The 13,228-nt window shown below is 66.2% G+C and carries 15 protein-coding genes; 9 read left to right on the forward strand and 6 right to left on the reverse strand.

Annotated features, from left to right (window positions below):
* The first annotated feature begins 22 nt into the window (after nt 1–22).
* Nucleotides 23–679 (forward strand): bifunctional 4-hydroxy-2-oxoglutarate aldolase/2-dehydro-3-deoxy-phosphogluconate aldolase, encoded by a 657-nt coding sequence (locus AArcCO_RS04550; protein ID WP_259535252.1) that lies wholly within the window; start codon nt 23–25, stop codon nt 677–679.
* A gap of 70 nt (nt 680–749) precedes the next feature.
* The gene (locus AArcCO_RS04555) at nt 750–1,379 is read left to right on the forward strand and encodes a class I SAM-dependent methyltransferase (protein WP_259535253.1); all 630 of its coding nucleotides are present in this window, start codon (nt 750–752) and stop codon (nt 1,377–1,379) included.
* 187 nt (nt 1,380–1,566) lie between these two features.
* Here AArcCO_RS04555 and AArcCO_RS04560 read toward each other — a convergent pair whose 3' ends face one another.
* The 3 genes from AArcCO_RS04560 to AArcCO_RS04570 all read right to left on the reverse strand — a co-directional run bounded on the left by AArcCO_RS04560 (nt 1,567) and on the right by AArcCO_RS04570 (nt 5,143).
* Nucleotides 1,567–3,951, reverse strand: a complete 2,385-nt coding sequence (locus AArcCO_RS04560) for a DEAD/DEAH box helicase (RefSeq protein ID WP_259535254.1) — start codon at nt 3,949–3,951, stop codon at nt 1,567–1,569.
* A 95-nt stretch (nt 3,952–4,046) separates the two neighbouring features.
* The gene (locus AArcCO_RS04565; RefSeq protein WP_259535255.1) at nt 4,047–4,304 is read right to left on the reverse strand and encodes a hypothetical protein; all 258 of its coding nucleotides are present in this window, start codon (nt 4,302–4,304) and stop codon (nt 4,047–4,049) included.
* 74 nt (nt 4,305–4,378) lie between these two features.
* Complete coding sequence (locus AArcCO_RS04570) at nt 4,379–5,143, reverse strand: Nmad3 family putative nucleotide modification protein (protein ID WP_259535256.1); 765 nt, start codon at nt 5,141–5,143, stop codon at nt 4,379–4,381.
* 127 nt (nt 5,144–5,270) lie between these two features.
* Between AArcCO_RS04570 and AArcCO_RS04575 the strand changes: the two genes are divergently transcribed.
* Together AArcCO_RS04575 and AArcCO_RS04580 are read left to right on the forward strand one after the other, a co-directional pair.
* Nucleotides 5,271–6,311 (forward strand): zinc-binding dehydrogenase, encoded by a 1,041-nt coding sequence (locus AArcCO_RS04575; protein ID WP_259535257.1) that lies wholly within the window; start codon nt 5,271–5,273, stop codon nt 6,309–6,311.
* Nucleotides 6,301–6,657, forward strand: a complete 357-nt coding sequence (locus tag AArcCO_RS04580; RefSeq protein WP_259535258.1) for a DUF7977 family protein — start codon at nt 6,301–6,303, stop codon at nt 6,655–6,657. Before AArcCO_RS04575 ends, AArcCO_RS04580 begins: the two co-directional genes overlap by 11 nt.
* 37 nt (nt 6,658–6,694) lie before the next feature.
* On the opposite strand, the gene AArcCO_RS04585 is transcribed toward AArcCO_RS04580, so the two are convergent.
* Nucleotides 6,695–6,877, reverse strand: coding sequence for a hypothetical protein (locus tag AArcCO_RS04585; RefSeq protein WP_259535259.1), 183 nt, complete (start codon nt 6,875–6,877; stop codon nt 6,695–6,697).
* 115 nt (nt 6,878–6,992) lie between these two features.
* On the opposite strand from AArcCO_RS04585, the gene AArcCO_RS04590 reads away from it, so the two are divergent.
* From AArcCO_RS04590 to AArcCO_RS04610, 5 genes are all read left to right on the forward strand, one after another.
* Complete coding sequence (locus AArcCO_RS04590) at nt 6,993–7,925, forward strand: FtsZ/tubulin family protein (RefSeq protein WP_259535260.1); 933 nt, start codon at nt 6,993–6,995, stop codon at nt 7,923–7,925.
* A 54-nt stretch (nt 7,926–7,979) separates the two neighbouring features.
* Nucleotides 7,980–8,546 carry an NADPH-dependent FMN reductase gene (locus tag AArcCO_RS04595; protein WP_259535261.1) on the forward strand — a complete coding sequence of 189 codons (567 nt, stop codon included), beginning with the start codon at nt 7,980–7,982 and terminating at the stop codon, nt 8,544–8,546.
* A gap of 2 nt (nt 8,547–8,548) precedes the next feature.
* Entirely contained in the window at nt 8,549–9,112 is a 564-nt protein-coding gene (locus tag AArcCO_RS04600) for an NUDIX hydrolase (RefSeq protein ID WP_259535262.1), read from the forward strand.
* A 73-nt stretch (nt 9,113–9,185) separates the two neighbouring features.
* Nucleotides 9,186–10,016 (forward strand): CPBP family intramembrane glutamic endopeptidase, encoded by an 831-nt coding sequence (locus AArcCO_RS04605; protein WP_259535263.1) that lies wholly within the window; start codon nt 9,186–9,188, stop codon nt 10,014–10,016.
* Between the two features lie 150 nt (nt 10,017–10,166).
* Nucleotides 10,167–10,532: a DUF7968 family protein gene (locus AArcCO_RS04610; RefSeq protein WP_259535264.1), complete on the forward strand. Its 366-nt coding sequence runs from the start codon at nt 10,167–10,169 to the stop codon at nt 10,530–10,532.
* Between the two features lie 16 nt (nt 10,533–10,548).
* On the opposite strand, the gene sufD is transcribed toward AArcCO_RS04610, so the two are convergent.
* Nucleotides 10,549–11,760, reverse strand: coding sequence for a Fe-S cluster assembly protein SufD (sufD, locus tag AArcCO_RS04615; RefSeq protein ID WP_259535265.1), 1,212 nt, complete (start codon nt 11,758–11,760; stop codon nt 10,549–10,551).
* A 14-nt stretch (nt 11,761–11,774) separates the two neighbouring features.
* Nucleotides 11,775–13,202, reverse strand: coding sequence for a Fe-S cluster assembly protein SufB (gene sufB, locus AArcCO_RS04620; RefSeq protein WP_259535266.1), 1,428 nt, complete (start codon nt 13,200–13,202; stop codon nt 11,775–11,777).
* Nucleotides 13,203–13,228: the final 26 nt, after the last annotated feature.

Below are 13,228 nucleotides of genomic sequence, written 5' to 3' on the forward strand. Positions count from 1 at the left end.
GGTGCTCGCCCGACACCGGGACATGGCTCACGAGACCGACGAATCGCTGGGGACGTTCGAAGCGCTGCGGGAAAGCGGCGTCGTGGCGGTCATGCGCGGCGGGGATCCGGACACGGTGATCGACACCGTCGACGCGCTGGTGGCCGGCGGGGTGACCGCCATCGAGATCACCGCCGACACCGACGGCGCGAGCGACCTCATCGCGGAGGTGAACGCGAGCGTTCCGGAGGCGGTCGTCGGCGCGGGGACGGTTCTCGATTCGGAGACTGCCCGGGCCTGCCTGCTTGCCGGTGCGGAGTTCGTCGTCTCACCGTCGCTGCATGCCGATGTGATCGAGACGGCGAACCGCTACGGCGCGCTGGTCGCGCCCGGGATCATGACGCCGACGGAGGCGATCCGCGGCTACGAGGCCGGCGCCGACCTGGTGAAGGTGTTCCCGGCGTCGACGCTCGGCCCGGGGCACCTGTCGTCGATGAAGGGCCCGCTCGGACAGATCCCGATGATGCCCACCGGCGGAGTCGATCTCGACAACGTCGCCGACTTCGTCGAGGCCGGGGCGGTCTGCGTCGGGGCCGGAAGCTCGCTCGTGGACTACGACGCAGTCGAACGGGGCGACCCGGAGTCGATCACGGAGACGGCCCGGGAGTTCCGCGAGCGGATCGAGGCGGCACGGGAGTAGGCTCCGGAAAATATCCGTCGTGAGTAGTTTCCGTCAACTACAATACCTGGCAACCACGTGCTGTCGTAGCATGGTAGAGAAGGACGCCGTTCGTCGCGGATACGACGAGGTGGCCGAGGCGTTCGCCGCCTGGCGCTCGTTCGACGACGAGGAACGGGAGATATTCGAGGAGTTCCTCGACTCGCTTCCGCCGGGCTCGTCGGTACTCGACGCCGGCTGTGGCCAGGGGACGCCGATCTTGCGAGCGCTCGCGGAGCGGACGTCCGAGTCGCCGCCGATCGGACTCGATGTCTCGGCCGTACAGTTGGATCTGGCGTCCGAACGGGTCCCCGAGGCGACCCTGATACAGGGCGATTTCACCCAGCTTCCCCTCCCGGAGTCGTCGGTCGACGGGCTGGTCGCCTTCCACTCGCTGATTCACGTCCCGGCGGACCAGCACCGGCGGGCCATCGAGGAGTTCGCACGCGTCGTCCGTCCGGGCGGTCGAGTACTCCTCTCGGAGGGCACCGAACCGTGGCGTGGAAAAAACCCCGACTGGCTCGAGACGGGCGCGGAGATGCAGTGGCACATCGCCGGCGCACGGACGACCAGAGAGCAGCTCCGGGATGTGGGACTCGCGATCGAGAACGAATGGACGACCGGCGACGTCCTGGTGGAGGGCGAGTCGTGGACCTTCTTCGAGGCCGTGCTGCCGGAGTGACGCCACATCCGCTGGAGGTGAAACTGTCCCTGGAACACTTACCGGGGAGACGGGATCCCGTCGGCGACTTTTTAAGTAGGATCCGGGTGGTATAGAAGGGTTAGTCGTGCTCGACGAACACGGCGAGGGATCCGTGAAGGGGGCGAGACGGGTTTCGTGGAGTCGCAGCCGTCACCGACCCTGCCCACTAGAGATCCAACTGCGTCCCGACCAGCTTACTCAAAAGCAACGCGGCGGGCTCGGGCGCGAGCGGTTCGTTCGCGTTGCCGCAGTGGGGCGACTGCACGCACGCGGGACAGCCGTCCTCGCAGCCGCAGCCGTCGATCAGGCGCGCGGTTCGCTCGAATAGCGATTCGGCGACGTCGAACCCCCGCCGGGTGAGGCCGACACCGCCGGGGTACCCGTCGTAGACGAACACTGTCGCACGGTCGGTGTGGGGGTGACACGGCGTCGAGAGCCCGCCGACGTCCGCCCGGTCACAGAGAAACGCAAGCGGGAAAAGCGAGATCACGCCGTGTTCGGCGGCGTGGATCCCGCCCGCGAGCGCCCACTCGCCGTTCGTCCCGCCCGCGTCGCCGGCGTCTCCGGTACCGAATGCACGCATATCTTGCTCCACGTCCGGCGGCACCGTCACGTACAGCCCGGTCGTCGACAGCGTCGTCTCCGGCAGGTCGAGGTCGACCCGCCCCAACGGCTCCCCGGTGGAGCCGTCCCGGCGCTCGTAGCCGGTCACCCGCTCGGTGACGGTGAGATCCGCAAATCGGACGGTCGTCTCCGGCCGGGCCGGGAGGGGTCGTCGTTTCCGGTCCTCGTCGACGACGATCGTCTTGTCCGTGAGCACCCGGGTGTAGTAGTCCGCCCACGTCGGGGTGAGCTCGGCGACGTCGCGATCGAGATCCAGCTCCGCCACCTCGTAGGTCTCCCCCTGGTGGTGGTAGATCGCGCCGGGATGGGCGTCACGGAGCGCGTCCGAAAACCCCAGTGAGGCGATGACCTCCCCGTCCCGCCGATCGAGCAGGTCCACCTCCCGGTCGTCGATCGTCCGGAGGCTCATCCCGTGCTGGGGGCTTCCGTCCCCGTCGAAGAGCCACCGGAGCCCGGCGTCGGTCTCCCGCCGCGAGAGCGTTCCCGCCGCTTCCAGGTCGCTGACGACGTCCGGGAACGATTCCCCGAAATACGCCTCGTCGTCGGGCGACAGCCAGTTCTCGGTTGCGGCACAGGGAACGTGATTCCGGAGCAGTCGCCCGTTCTCGGGATCCGTGATCGCCTCCTCCGGATCGCCGTCGAACAGCTCGTTCGGCTGACCCATCAGGTACTGGTCGAGCTGATCCTCGCCGGCGACCATGACGACTGCCGCCGGCTCCGATCCCCTGCCGGCACGGCCGGCTCGCTGGAACGTCTCCATCCGGGTTCCGGGGTACCCATCGAGGATCACCGCGTCGAGCCCGCCGACGTCGACGCCGAGTTCGAGCGCGTTCGTCGACCAGACGCCCCGGATCTCGCCAGCGTCGAGCTGCCGTTCGATCGATCTGCGACGGTCGCCCCGCACCGACCCCTGATACGCCTGGACCGCCCCCGCCAGGTCGTGGTGTCCTCGCTCTCGCAGCTCCCGTGTGCTCTCCTGGGCGTACCGTTCGGCGGTCTGGCGCGCCCGGGTAAACGACAGCGTCTGGTGGCCGCGGACGAGCAGGTCGACGAACAGCCGCATCGACTCGACGTGGCTCGACCGCCTGCGGCCGCTGTCTCCGGGTGTCCGGTCACTCCAGTCTGCGTCGTACTCCGGCGGGTTCCAGAGGATCCAGTGGCGTGGACCCCGACCGGAGGCGTCGGTGTCGACCAGCCGGAACCCCTCGGCCGGTCGGCCAGTCACCCGCGAGGCGTGTTCGACCGGGTTGCCGATCGTCGCCGAACAGCAGACGAACTGCGGGTCCGAACCGAACCGTTCACACAGCCGCCGGAGCCGTCGGAGCGTCAACGCCATCTGGGAACCGAACACGCCCCGGTAGCTGTGGACTTCGTCGACGACGACCAGCTCCAGCGAGGAGAACAGCCACTCCCACAGCCGGTGGGCGTGGGGCAACAGCGCGTAGTGGACCATATCGGGGTTCGAAAGCAGCACCGTCGGCCGCCGATCGCGAACCTCGCGCTTTTCGGTTTTCGAGAGGCGTCCGGTGTACTGGTCGACGGAGACTCGGGAGCCGAACCCCAGCCCACGGGCCAGTTCCGACAGCGTCTCCAGCTGATCGGCGATCAGGGCGTTCTGTGGGCCGAGATACAGCGTCCGCCCGCCGTGATCCATCGCGCGCTCGAACGCCGGCACCGTGTACGCGAGCGACTTCCCGCTCGCCGTCTCGGTCGCGAGCACGACGTCGTACCCCTTTCGGATCTCCTCGATAGCGTCCGCCTGGTGGGCGTACAGCGAAGCGATCCCTCGCTCCGCGAGGGCGCTCTCGAGCCGTGGCTCCAGGTCGAGGTCGGAAAACTGCGGGTCGCGTGCCGGGCGCCGCTCGTGGGCGACGATCTGTCCCTCGTAGTACGGTCGGTCCCGGAGCCAGGAAAGGAGATCGTCCACGGTACTCGTCGGCGTTGCCGGCGCCTAACAGTTGTGGTCGGTGGTAGACGGAAACGTGTCCGGCCGAAAAGCGGCGTCGACGCGGTTGGTGCGGTTCAGTCGCCGCCGTCGGTCAGTGCCCGCCGGTCGAGCACGTCCTTCGCGAGGGCGTTCGCCTCGTCGGCTGTCGGCCGCCGTCCGTCGCTGATTCGGGCGCCGAGTTCGCCGGCGACGGTCGCGATGTCCCGTCCAGTGCCGTGCTCGGCGACGCGCTCGAACGTCTGCCCGTACATCGGGGCACAGCGACCGCCGACCGCGTCGGTCTTCGCGTCGAAGACGTACTCGAGTTGTTTCACCGCGTCGCTGGGGTCCATATGCGTCTTATACTGCCGAATCCTTATAAGTGTACTCGAATACGGAACTGAGTAAATTTCGGTCGAACGGCGGCTCACATCTCACCGGTTCGATCGACCGTCCGGCGGTGGACGACGGCGGCCAGTTCGCCGGCGGCGTCGGGCTCGAACCGGAGGACGCGGCGCCACCACGGTCCCCGCCCGGAGTCGTTTGACAGCCGGGTTACCAGTTCGTTCGCTTCGCTTCCGGCCTCTGGGGTCGAAAGCGGAACTGCGCGGTCGTACAGCCTGGAGTCGTCGGTTCCGAGCACGAACACCTCGGCGTCGACCGTCGATCGCTTCACGTGGGCGTTGTTCGCGAACGGTCGGCGTCCGTCGCGGGACAGTTCTGCGTACTCCTCCCCGGTGAGGCTCCGTTCCACCTCGAAGTGACCGATGAGAAACGCGCCCCACTCCGGCGGGATCCAGTCGTTCCCGCCGTGGCTGTCCGCCACTCCGACGGATTCGACAGTCGACAGGGTGGCATAAAAGTACAGCCGGTCGCCGGGGTCGAGCCTGGAGAGCGGTCCAGCTTTCACGCCGTGCTCGTCGCCGTACGTGTACCGTTCACAACACGGATAGCCCGCGAACTCGGGATCGAGGTGGACTTCCCGGTCGAACAGATCCTCGGGAATCGGCGTCGTGAGGGATGCCGCGAGGTCGCCGTACGTCGGAACCGACGCCTCGGGATCGGTCGGTTCCCGTTCCGGGATGGGGACGTACTCGAAGCTCCCGTCGGGATAAATCGGCCCTCGAAAGCCGGGAAGTGCGGTGTTCGCGCCGACGTTGATCGCCACGGCGCGGTGAAGTGATGGCGACATCGACGCCGCGGGCTTCGAACTACGGCTCCAAAGTGGTTGCGTCCCGCTGGGTCGGCCTGCTGGCACCGATCGGAGGGTCGCGACGAGAGGCCGTACAGTTTTCACGGCCCCGCCCGGTTCATCACGTATGAAGGCGGTGCAATTCACCGAGCACGGGGACCGGAACGTCATCGCCTACGACGACTATCCGGAGCCCGAGGTCGGCCGGAACGAGGTGCTGATCGACGTGAAGGCCGGTGCGCTCAATCATCTGGACGTCTGGACCCGTCGGGGGCTGCCGGGGATCGATCCCGAAATGCCACACGTGCCCGGTAGCGACGCCGCCGGCGTCGTGCTCGAGACGGGTACGGACGTCTCGAGGTTCCACGAGGGGGATCGGGTCGCGGTCTCGGCGGGCGTCGGCTGTGGGCGCTGTGAGTTCTGCCGGGACGGCGACGAGTCGATGTGCGTCCGGTACCGTATTATCGGTGAGCATCTACCGGGGGTCCACGCCGAGCGCGCTGCGGTCCCCGAGGACAACCTGATCCCCGTCCCGGAGGGAGTCGACTGGGCGGTCGCCGGCTCCGCGACGCTGGTGTTTCAGACCGCCTGGCGGATGCTCGTCGATCGGGCGGATCTCGAGGCCGGGGAGGCGGTACTCGTTTTGGGTGCCTCCGGCGGCGTCGGCCACGCGGCCGTCCAGATCGCAGCCCACACCGGGGCCGAAGTGTTCGCGACCGCGTCGACCGACGAAAAACTGCAGTATGCGGCCGACTGCGGTGCGGATCACCTGATCAACTACGAGACGCAGAACTTCGCGGCGGCGATCCGGGAGCTCACCGGGAAACGCGGCGTCGACGTCGTGGTCGATCACATCGGGGAAGCGACGTACGACGACTCGCTGAAGTCGCTCGCGAAGGGCGGTCGGCTGGTCACCTGTGGTGCGACTACGGGCCCGAACCCGCCGGCCGGTCTCAACCGGATCTTCTGGAACCAGCTGTCCGTGATCGGATCGACGATGGCGACGCCGGGTCAGGCGGACGACGTGCTCTCGCTCGTCTGGGACGGGACGTTCGAACCCCGGATCCGGGAGGTGCTGCCGATGAGCCGCACCGCGCGGGCCCACGAACTGCTGGAGAACCGTGAGGGCTTTGGCAAGGTGGTCGTAAAACCCGACAGTGAACTCTGATCGACGCGACGGGACGGTGGACGGCGAAGCGACGGGGACGGCCGCCGAGTCTCTGGGATCCGCCGAGTCTCTGGGATCCGCCGAGTCTCTGGGATCCGCCGAGTCTCTGGGATCCGCCGAGTCAGCGGAACGCGAGGAAGGGCTCGGCAGCGTCGGGTGGCTGCTCGTCGGCGTCGTGTTCGTGGCGTTTCTGCTCGTGCCGGGCGTGATCTATCTGTATCCACTTGCCGTCGGCGCGTTCGGCCTGTCGTTTTTCGCGACGTATCTCGTGTTACCGCTGATTCCGGCGATCGGACTCGGGCTGCTCGGTGTGTGGCTGCTGAAACGGGGCGACGGGAACGCCTGAGGGCCGCAATCGTGGCCGGTCGACTCCACGGAGGAGTTCACCGACGTGGGACGGGATCGGCGACGAGATACGTGCGTCCACCCCGCCGTTCGAGAGACAGTTCCGCGCCACGAACGCGGTACTCCCGGCTCCGCCGGAACAGTTCCTCGGCCGTCCAGTCGGTGACGTCCACCTCGACGCCGGCTCCGAATCGGGGTGTCGGTGCGGTTTTCGCGTCCATATAGGCGACTCCGCGGCCGTCCCCCTTGTACGTCCTCCACGGGCGGAGTGAAAGTGAAAGTGATGGCTCCGGCGGACGGTTTATGACCCTCGGTCCGAAACGTCCGACAACGGCGATGACGACCGACGAGGAACTCCGACACGTTGCCGACGCGGTCGAGTCGTCGCTTTCGGTCGTCGGCTGTGGCGCTCTCGGAACTGCTGCAGTCGAGGGGTTCCGTGGGGACTGTTCGCTCGTCCCCGGAAGCGGCGACGCGGGACAGTCGGTACACCGGCAGGCAACCGTCGTCGCGGTCGGCGTCGGCGACGTCGACATGGAGCGTTCCGACGCCGCAACCCGGAAGGTCGCCCCCGAGACCGGGGAAACGCTGCCGTCCGTCGAGTCGGCATGTCGAGGTGACGACTCGTTTTCGATCGTCGTCGTCGGGATCCCCTCGCGGTTCGGGGTGAGCGAACGGGCGGCGATCGACCGACTTCAGGGGATCGCCGACGCAGTCGTACTCGTCCGGAACGAATGGCTCTCCGGTGCGATCTCGCAGCTAGTCGCGCTGATCGAGGAAGCCGGAGTCGTGAACCTCGATCTGGCCGACGTTCGGACGCTGTTGTCGTCCGACGGGCTGGGGGTACTCTCCAGTGGCTCCGGTCCGGAGTCGGCGCCGGAGACCGCCGTCACCGCCGCGATCGGGAGGGTTGTTTCCGACGTCGACGTGGCGGCCGCAACCGGTGCGATCGTCGACGTGTCTGGGACTCCTGATCTGAGCGTCGACGGTGCTGCGTCTCTGGTTGGACGTGTTCGGGATCGCATCGACGGGGAAGCCCACGTCATCTGGGGAACCGCAGTCGAAGAGGAGCCGTCCGGATCGACGCAGTCGCGGGACAACAGCGTTCGCGTCCGGCTGCTCCTTTCGGGGATCGAGCCGCCGGAACCGACGCGTTCCCCCGGCGACAGGTGTCCCCGGTGTGACGGGACGCTTTCGGGCTACTCGATGGGCGACCGCACGACGATCGCCTGTGACGACTGCGGTTACGCCGGCGTCTCGAGGCGATGAGCTCTCTCCGCTCGGTCGACGACTTTTAAGCCGCCGCCGTTCGTTTCCGACGGTATGACACACGTGGTAGCTGTCTCCGGAAGCCTCCGGGACGCGAGCCGGACCCGTCGCTCGCTGCGGGTCGTACTGGACGGGGTGACCGACGCCGGCGGAGAGGGTGAACTGCTCGACCTCCGGGAGTACGCGCTTCCGCTGCTGAATCCGGAAGACGATTTCGGTGACGACGTCGAGGCGTTCACGGAGTCGCTGCGAGCGGCCGACGCGATCGTGCTCGGAACGCCGATGTACCACGGCTCGTATTCGGGCGTGTTGAAGAACGCGATCGACCACTGCGGCTTCGACGAGTTCGAGGGAAAGACGGTCGGGCTGCTCGCGGTCGCCGGCGGCTCCTTTCCCGTCACTGCGCTGGATCACCTCCGGTCGGTGTGTCGGTCGCTGAACGCCTGGGTGCTCCCACACCAGGCGGCCGTTCCCCGGGCCGGAAGCGCCTTCGAGGGGGAACAGGTCGTCGACGACGGGCTCCAGGAACGCCTCGAGACGCTCGGCCGCCGGACGGTGACGTACGCGAACATCGAACCCGACCCGGCGACGTTCGAGAGCGACCACAACGAGGGGGCCTGAGCGTGGACGAGAACGATTCCACAGGGGGCGAACTGGCCTGGGAGACGATCGACTCCGAGATCGACTACACGTGTCCGGGGTTCGACGTCCGTCGGGACGACGTGACGCTCCCCGACGGAACCGACACCGACTACCACTACGTCGAGGAATCCCCCGCAGTCGTCGTGTTGCCGTTCACCCCCGAAGGGGACGTTGTCGTGATCGAGGAGTGGAGACAGGCGGTCGGTCGGGTGAACCGCGGGCTCCCGGCCGGAAGCGTCGACGAGAAAGATCCCGACCTGCAGGCCACAGCCCGGCGGGAGCTCGCCGAAGAGACCGGCTACGAGGCCGCGTCGCTCGAGCGGCTCACCACGGTCGAGCCGACCAACGGGATCGCCAACTCGGTGCATCACCACTTCCTCGCCCGGGGATGTGAGCCGACGGCCGACCGCGATCTCGACTTCAACGAGACGATCCGTGTCGACACTACAGACTACGACGACCTGCTTTCCGGCGTCGTCGACGGGCGACTCCGGGACGGGAGAACTGCAATGGCAGTATTACAGTACGAGTTGACGCGCCGATGAGATCGAACGTGACCGTCGTTTTCCGGTGTCCGAGTGCGGAACCGTTTTCGGTGTGAATTCCCTACTGGGGGGCATGTCTACCTCCACTGCCGGCCCGTCGGGATTCGTCAGGCCGGCGTTCGCCATCGTCAGCGGTACACTGATCGGTGCGTTCGGCCTCGCGCTCGGTACGGTCCTCACGCTGTTCGTCGCGACCCTGCTTTTCGGTTTCGGCGTCGAACTCACTGCCGCGTCGTTGCTCGTTCTCGGATTGATATTCACTCAGGGCGTTGGCTGTGCCGGCGTCGCGCTGGCGTATCCCCGACTGCGTCCACGGGTCGCGGCGTTTCTCCGCGAGCGAGTGCCGGCGTTCGAGGACGCCCGGGAAGATTTCAGTCTGCCCGCGTCCGTCCCCTCCGTGCGCGAGGTTTTCCTCGTCGTCGGTGGTTACGTGGCGGCGCTCGGGTTGGCATTTGGCGGGGCGTTCCTGTTGACCCTCCTGGAGACGGATGCAGGAACGAACCAGGCGGCAGAGATCGGGATGCAGAACCCGGAGGTGCTGTTGTTTTTGATCCCGGCGTCGTTTTTGATCATCGGACCGGGGGAGGAACTGCTGTTCCGGGGCGTCGTCCAGGGGCGGTTCCGGGAGGTACTCGGTCCCGTTGCCGGAATCGCGCTCGCGAGCGCCATCTTCGCCGGAATCCACATCTTCGCGCTCACAGGTGGCACGCTAACCGGGAACCTCCTCGCGCTCGGCGTGTTGTTCTTCCCGAGCCTCGTCTTCGGGGTCGCCTACGAACTGACCGACAACCTCGTCGTTCCCTCGCTGATCCACGGGGCGTACAACGCCACGCTGTTTTCGATCCTCTACGTCGTCGTCCGGTTCGGGCCGGAAATGGAGGAGATGGCGGCGGCGACGCTGTGATAATGATCATTGTAGTGATTTACCGGTCGATCGGTCACCCGTCCCGTCGATCGTCCGGTTACGGCCGAGAATAATCAGTATGAGATAGCTTCCTCGAACCGAATCGTCCCGGTCGGACGGCTTTTGAACGGTCGAACCGTATCCCTGTGTATGAGTGACACGGACACTGCCGCCGCCGAGCTCGTCGTACTGTCCTACCCGGACGAACTGAGCGAGTGGGGGCGCGATCAGATCGAGTCGGACAGATACCGGGGCTACTTCCGGCGGACGCTCGGCACCGTCTCCGTCGGCGAGATCCGCGAGGAGTTCGTCGACGTGGGCTGTTGTGGCGACAGCCTCGACGTGCCGTTCCGGATCGAACGGATCGACGGCGGGGATCGGGTCGACTCGGGGACCGAAATCGAGTTCGTCGAGAGAGACGAATCCATGGCTGGCGGCTGGCTGGTCCAGAGCGCAGCCGGCCCGGAAGGTGCCGACCCGGGGGGTTCGTGTGATCCCCTCTCAAAAATAGAATAGCCGGGGGTACCGTCGATCAGCGCAGTCGGGCGGCGATCAGTTCTCGGAGGTCCTCGCGGAACGCGTCGACTTCGATCTCCTCGAGCACCGGGACGAAAAAGCCCTCGACGAGCATGTTCCGAGCGGTCGTCGCGTCGAGCGCCCGGGAGGTCATGTAGAACAGCTCCTCGGCGTCGACCTGGCCGACCGTCGCCGAGTGGCTCGCCTCGGTGTCGTGGTTGTGGATGATCAGCTTCGGGGACGCGTCCGCCTCGGACTCGTCCGAGAGCATCAGCGTGTTCTCCCGCTGGTAGGAGGAGGTGTTCCAGGCGTCGCGACCGACGTCCTGGACGCCCTCGTACACCGAGCGCGATTCGTCGTCGAGGACGCCCCGCGTGACGAGGTCGGCGGTGGTGTGCTCCGCCTTGTGCCACACGCGGGCATTGACGTCGAAGTGCTGATCCTCGTGGCCGAAGAAGGCGCCGACGATCTTCGTCTCGGAGCCGTCGCCGTTGAGTTCGGTCTCGACGTCCGAACGGGTGAGCCTGGAGCCGACGTTGCCCTCGATCCAGTTTACCGTGGCGTAGGTGTCGGCGTCGCCACGCTTGAGCGTGTAGGTGTACGTCTCCTCGTCGACGTTCTGAAGCGAGCCGTACTGGACGTAGCTGTTCTCGCCAGCGACGACCTCCACCAGATTGCTGAAGTAGCGGTGGCCGTCGAGGGCGGCGTCGCCGGTCTCGATGCTCTCGAGGATCGTGACGGAGGACGACTGCTCGGTGATGACGAGCGTCTGGCTGAACAGCGACCGGGAGTTCATCTCCGCCCGGATGGTCACGTCCCCGGCGTCGACGCCTTCGGGAACGTAGACGACGGTCCCAGTCGTGAACAGCGCAGTCGACAGGGCCGTCAGGTAGTTCTCCTGGGGGTCCACGACGGTGCCGAACTGCTCGCGGACGAGCGCTTCGTGTTCCTCGATCGCCTCGAGGAACGTGAGTACCTCCGCGTCGCCCTCGACCTCGCGAACCGTCTCGTCGGACTGATTCAGCGGATCGACCAGCGTCTCGAAGTCGAGCGCCTCGAGGTTCGTCCACCGTCGGCCCGGCGTCTGGATGACATCCGGGAGGTCGAGCTCCTCGAGGGCGGCAAGCGACTCGAGCCGCACGTTCAAAAGCCAATCCGGTTCGTCTCGTTTCTCGGAGAGCTGTCGGACGACGTCCTCCGAGAGATTTGCTGTGACCTGTGTACTCATGTTGACTCCGGGGGTTACCCGAGGCTACCCTCCATCTCCAGTTCGACGAGCCGGTTGAGCTCGACGGCGTACTCGATGGGCAGTTCCTCCGTGATCGGCTCGATGAATCCCGAGACGATCATTTGTTTCGCGTCGTCGTCGTCGAGGCCGCGCGACTGGAGATAGAAGACGTCCTCGTCGCCGATCTTCCCGACGGTCGCCTCGTGGGCGACGTCGACCTTCGACTCGTTGATCTCCATGTACGGCATCGTGTCCGACGTCGACTCGTTGTCGAACATCAGCGCGTCACACTCGACGGCTGTCGAAGAGTTTTCGGCGCCATCGGCGATGTGGACCAGGCCGCGGTAGTTCGTGCGGCCGCCGTCCTTGGCGACGGACTTCGACTCGATCGTCGACTTCGTCTCGGGGGCGTTGTGGTACACCTTTGCACCGGTGTCGATGTCCTGCCCCTCGCCGGCGAACGCGATCGTGATGTGGTTGTCGCTTGCGCCCCGTCCCTTCAGGATCGACGCGGGGTACAGCATCGTCGCCTTCGATCCCATCGAGCCGGAGATCCACTCCATGCGGCCGCCCTTCTCGACGAGTGCGCGCTTGGTGTTGAGGTTGTAGGTGTTCTTCGACCAGTTCTGGACGGTCGAGTACTGGACGTGGGCGTCCTCCCCGACGAACACCTCGACGCCGCCGGAGTGGAGGTTAAACGCCGAGTACTGCGGCGCGGAACAGCCCTCGATGTAGTGGACTTCAGAGCCCTCCTCGGCGATGATGAGCGTGTGCTCGAACTGTCCCATCCCCTCGGAGTTCATCCGGAAGTACGCCTGGACGGGCATCTCGACGGTGACGCCCTCCGGAACGTACACGAACGAGCCGCCAGACCAGATGGCGCCGTGGAGCGCGGCGAACTTGTTGTCGCTCGGTGGGACGCACTTCGTCATGAAGTGCTCGCGCACGAGGTCCTCGTGCTCCTGGACGGCCTCGTCCATGTTGCAGAAGATGACCCCCTTCTCCTCCCACTGTTCTTGCATGTTCTGGTAGACGATCTCCGACTCGTACTGCGCGCCGACGCCCGAGAGGGCGTTCTTTTCGGCTTCCGGAATGCCGAGCTTGTCGAAGGTGTCCTTGATCTCGTCGGGCAGATCGCGCCAGTCGTCGACGCCGCCTCTGACCTCGACGTCCGGGCGGATGTACGGGACGATCTTGTCGACGTCGACCTCCGAGAGGTCCGGCTGGCCGGGCCAGTCGGTCGGCATCGGCATCTTCTTGAACTGTTCCAGTGCACGGAGGCGACGCTGCAGCATCCACTCGGGCTCGTCTTTGTCCTCCGAGATGACGCGGATCGTCTCCTCGGTGAGCCCCTTCTCGGCTGCGAAGGCCGCCTTCTCCTCTTTTTTGAACTCGAAGCGGGCCTCTGTGTCCGTCTCCTTGAGATGTTCTTCTGAACTCATGGTCGTAATTACGTTTGGTTAGTTAT

Source organism: Halalkaliarchaeum sp. AArc-CO (assembly GCF_024972735.1).
In the GTDB taxonomy this organism is placed as follows: domain Archaea; phylum Halobacteriota; class Halobacteria; order Halobacteriales; family Haloferacaceae; genus Halalkaliarchaeum.

What these genes read in the sequence shown, in the direction of transcription:
- AArcCO_RS04590 (WP_259535260.1), top strand. Translation starts at nt 6,993, where the DNA reads ATGACGACCGACGAGGAACTCCGACACGTTGCCGACGCGGTCGAGTCG.
- AArcCO_RS04585 (WP_259535259.1), bottom strand. Translation starts at nt 6,877, where the DNA reads ATGGACGCGAAAACCGCACCGACACCCCGATTCGGAGCCGGCGTCGAG.
- AArcCO_RS04575 (WP_259535257.1), top strand. Translation starts at nt 5,271, where the DNA reads ATGAAGGCGGTGCAATTCACCGAGCACGGGGACCGGAACGTCATCGCC.
- sufB (WP_259535266.1), bottom strand. Translation starts at nt 13,202, where the DNA reads ATGAGTTCAGAAGAACATCTCAAGGAGACGGACACAGAGGCCCGCTTC.
- AArcCO_RS04610 (WP_259535264.1), top strand. Translation starts at nt 10,167, where the DNA reads ATGAGTGACACGGACACTGCCGCCGCCGAGCTCGTCGTACTGTCCTAC.
- AArcCO_RS04570 (WP_259535256.1), bottom strand. Translation starts at nt 5,143, where the DNA reads ATGTCGCCATCACTTCACCGCGCCGTGGCGATCAACGTCGGCGCGAAC.
- AArcCO_RS04550 (WP_259535252.1), top strand. Translation starts at nt 23, where the DNA reads ATGGCTCACGAGACCGACGAATCGCTGGGGACGTTCGAAGCGCTGCGG.
- sufD (WP_259535265.1), bottom strand. Translation starts at nt 11,760, where the DNA reads ATGAGTACACAGGTCACAGCAAATCTCTCGGAGGACGTCGTCCGACAG.
- AArcCO_RS04565 (WP_259535255.1), bottom strand. Translation starts at nt 4,304, where the DNA reads ATGGACCCCAGCGACGCGGTGAAACAACTCGAGTACGTCTTCGACGCG.
- AArcCO_RS04605 (WP_259535263.1), top strand. Translation starts at nt 9,186, where the DNA reads ATGTCTACCTCCACTGCCGGCCCGTCGGGATTCGTCAGGCCGGCGTTC.
- AArcCO_RS04555 (WP_259535253.1), top strand. Translation starts at nt 750, where the DNA reads ATGGTAGAGAAGGACGCCGTTCGTCGCGGATACGACGAGGTGGCCGAG.
- AArcCO_RS04595 (WP_259535261.1), top strand. Translation starts at nt 7,980, where the DNA reads ATGACACACGTGGTAGCTGTCTCCGGAAGCCTCCGGGACGCGAGCCGG.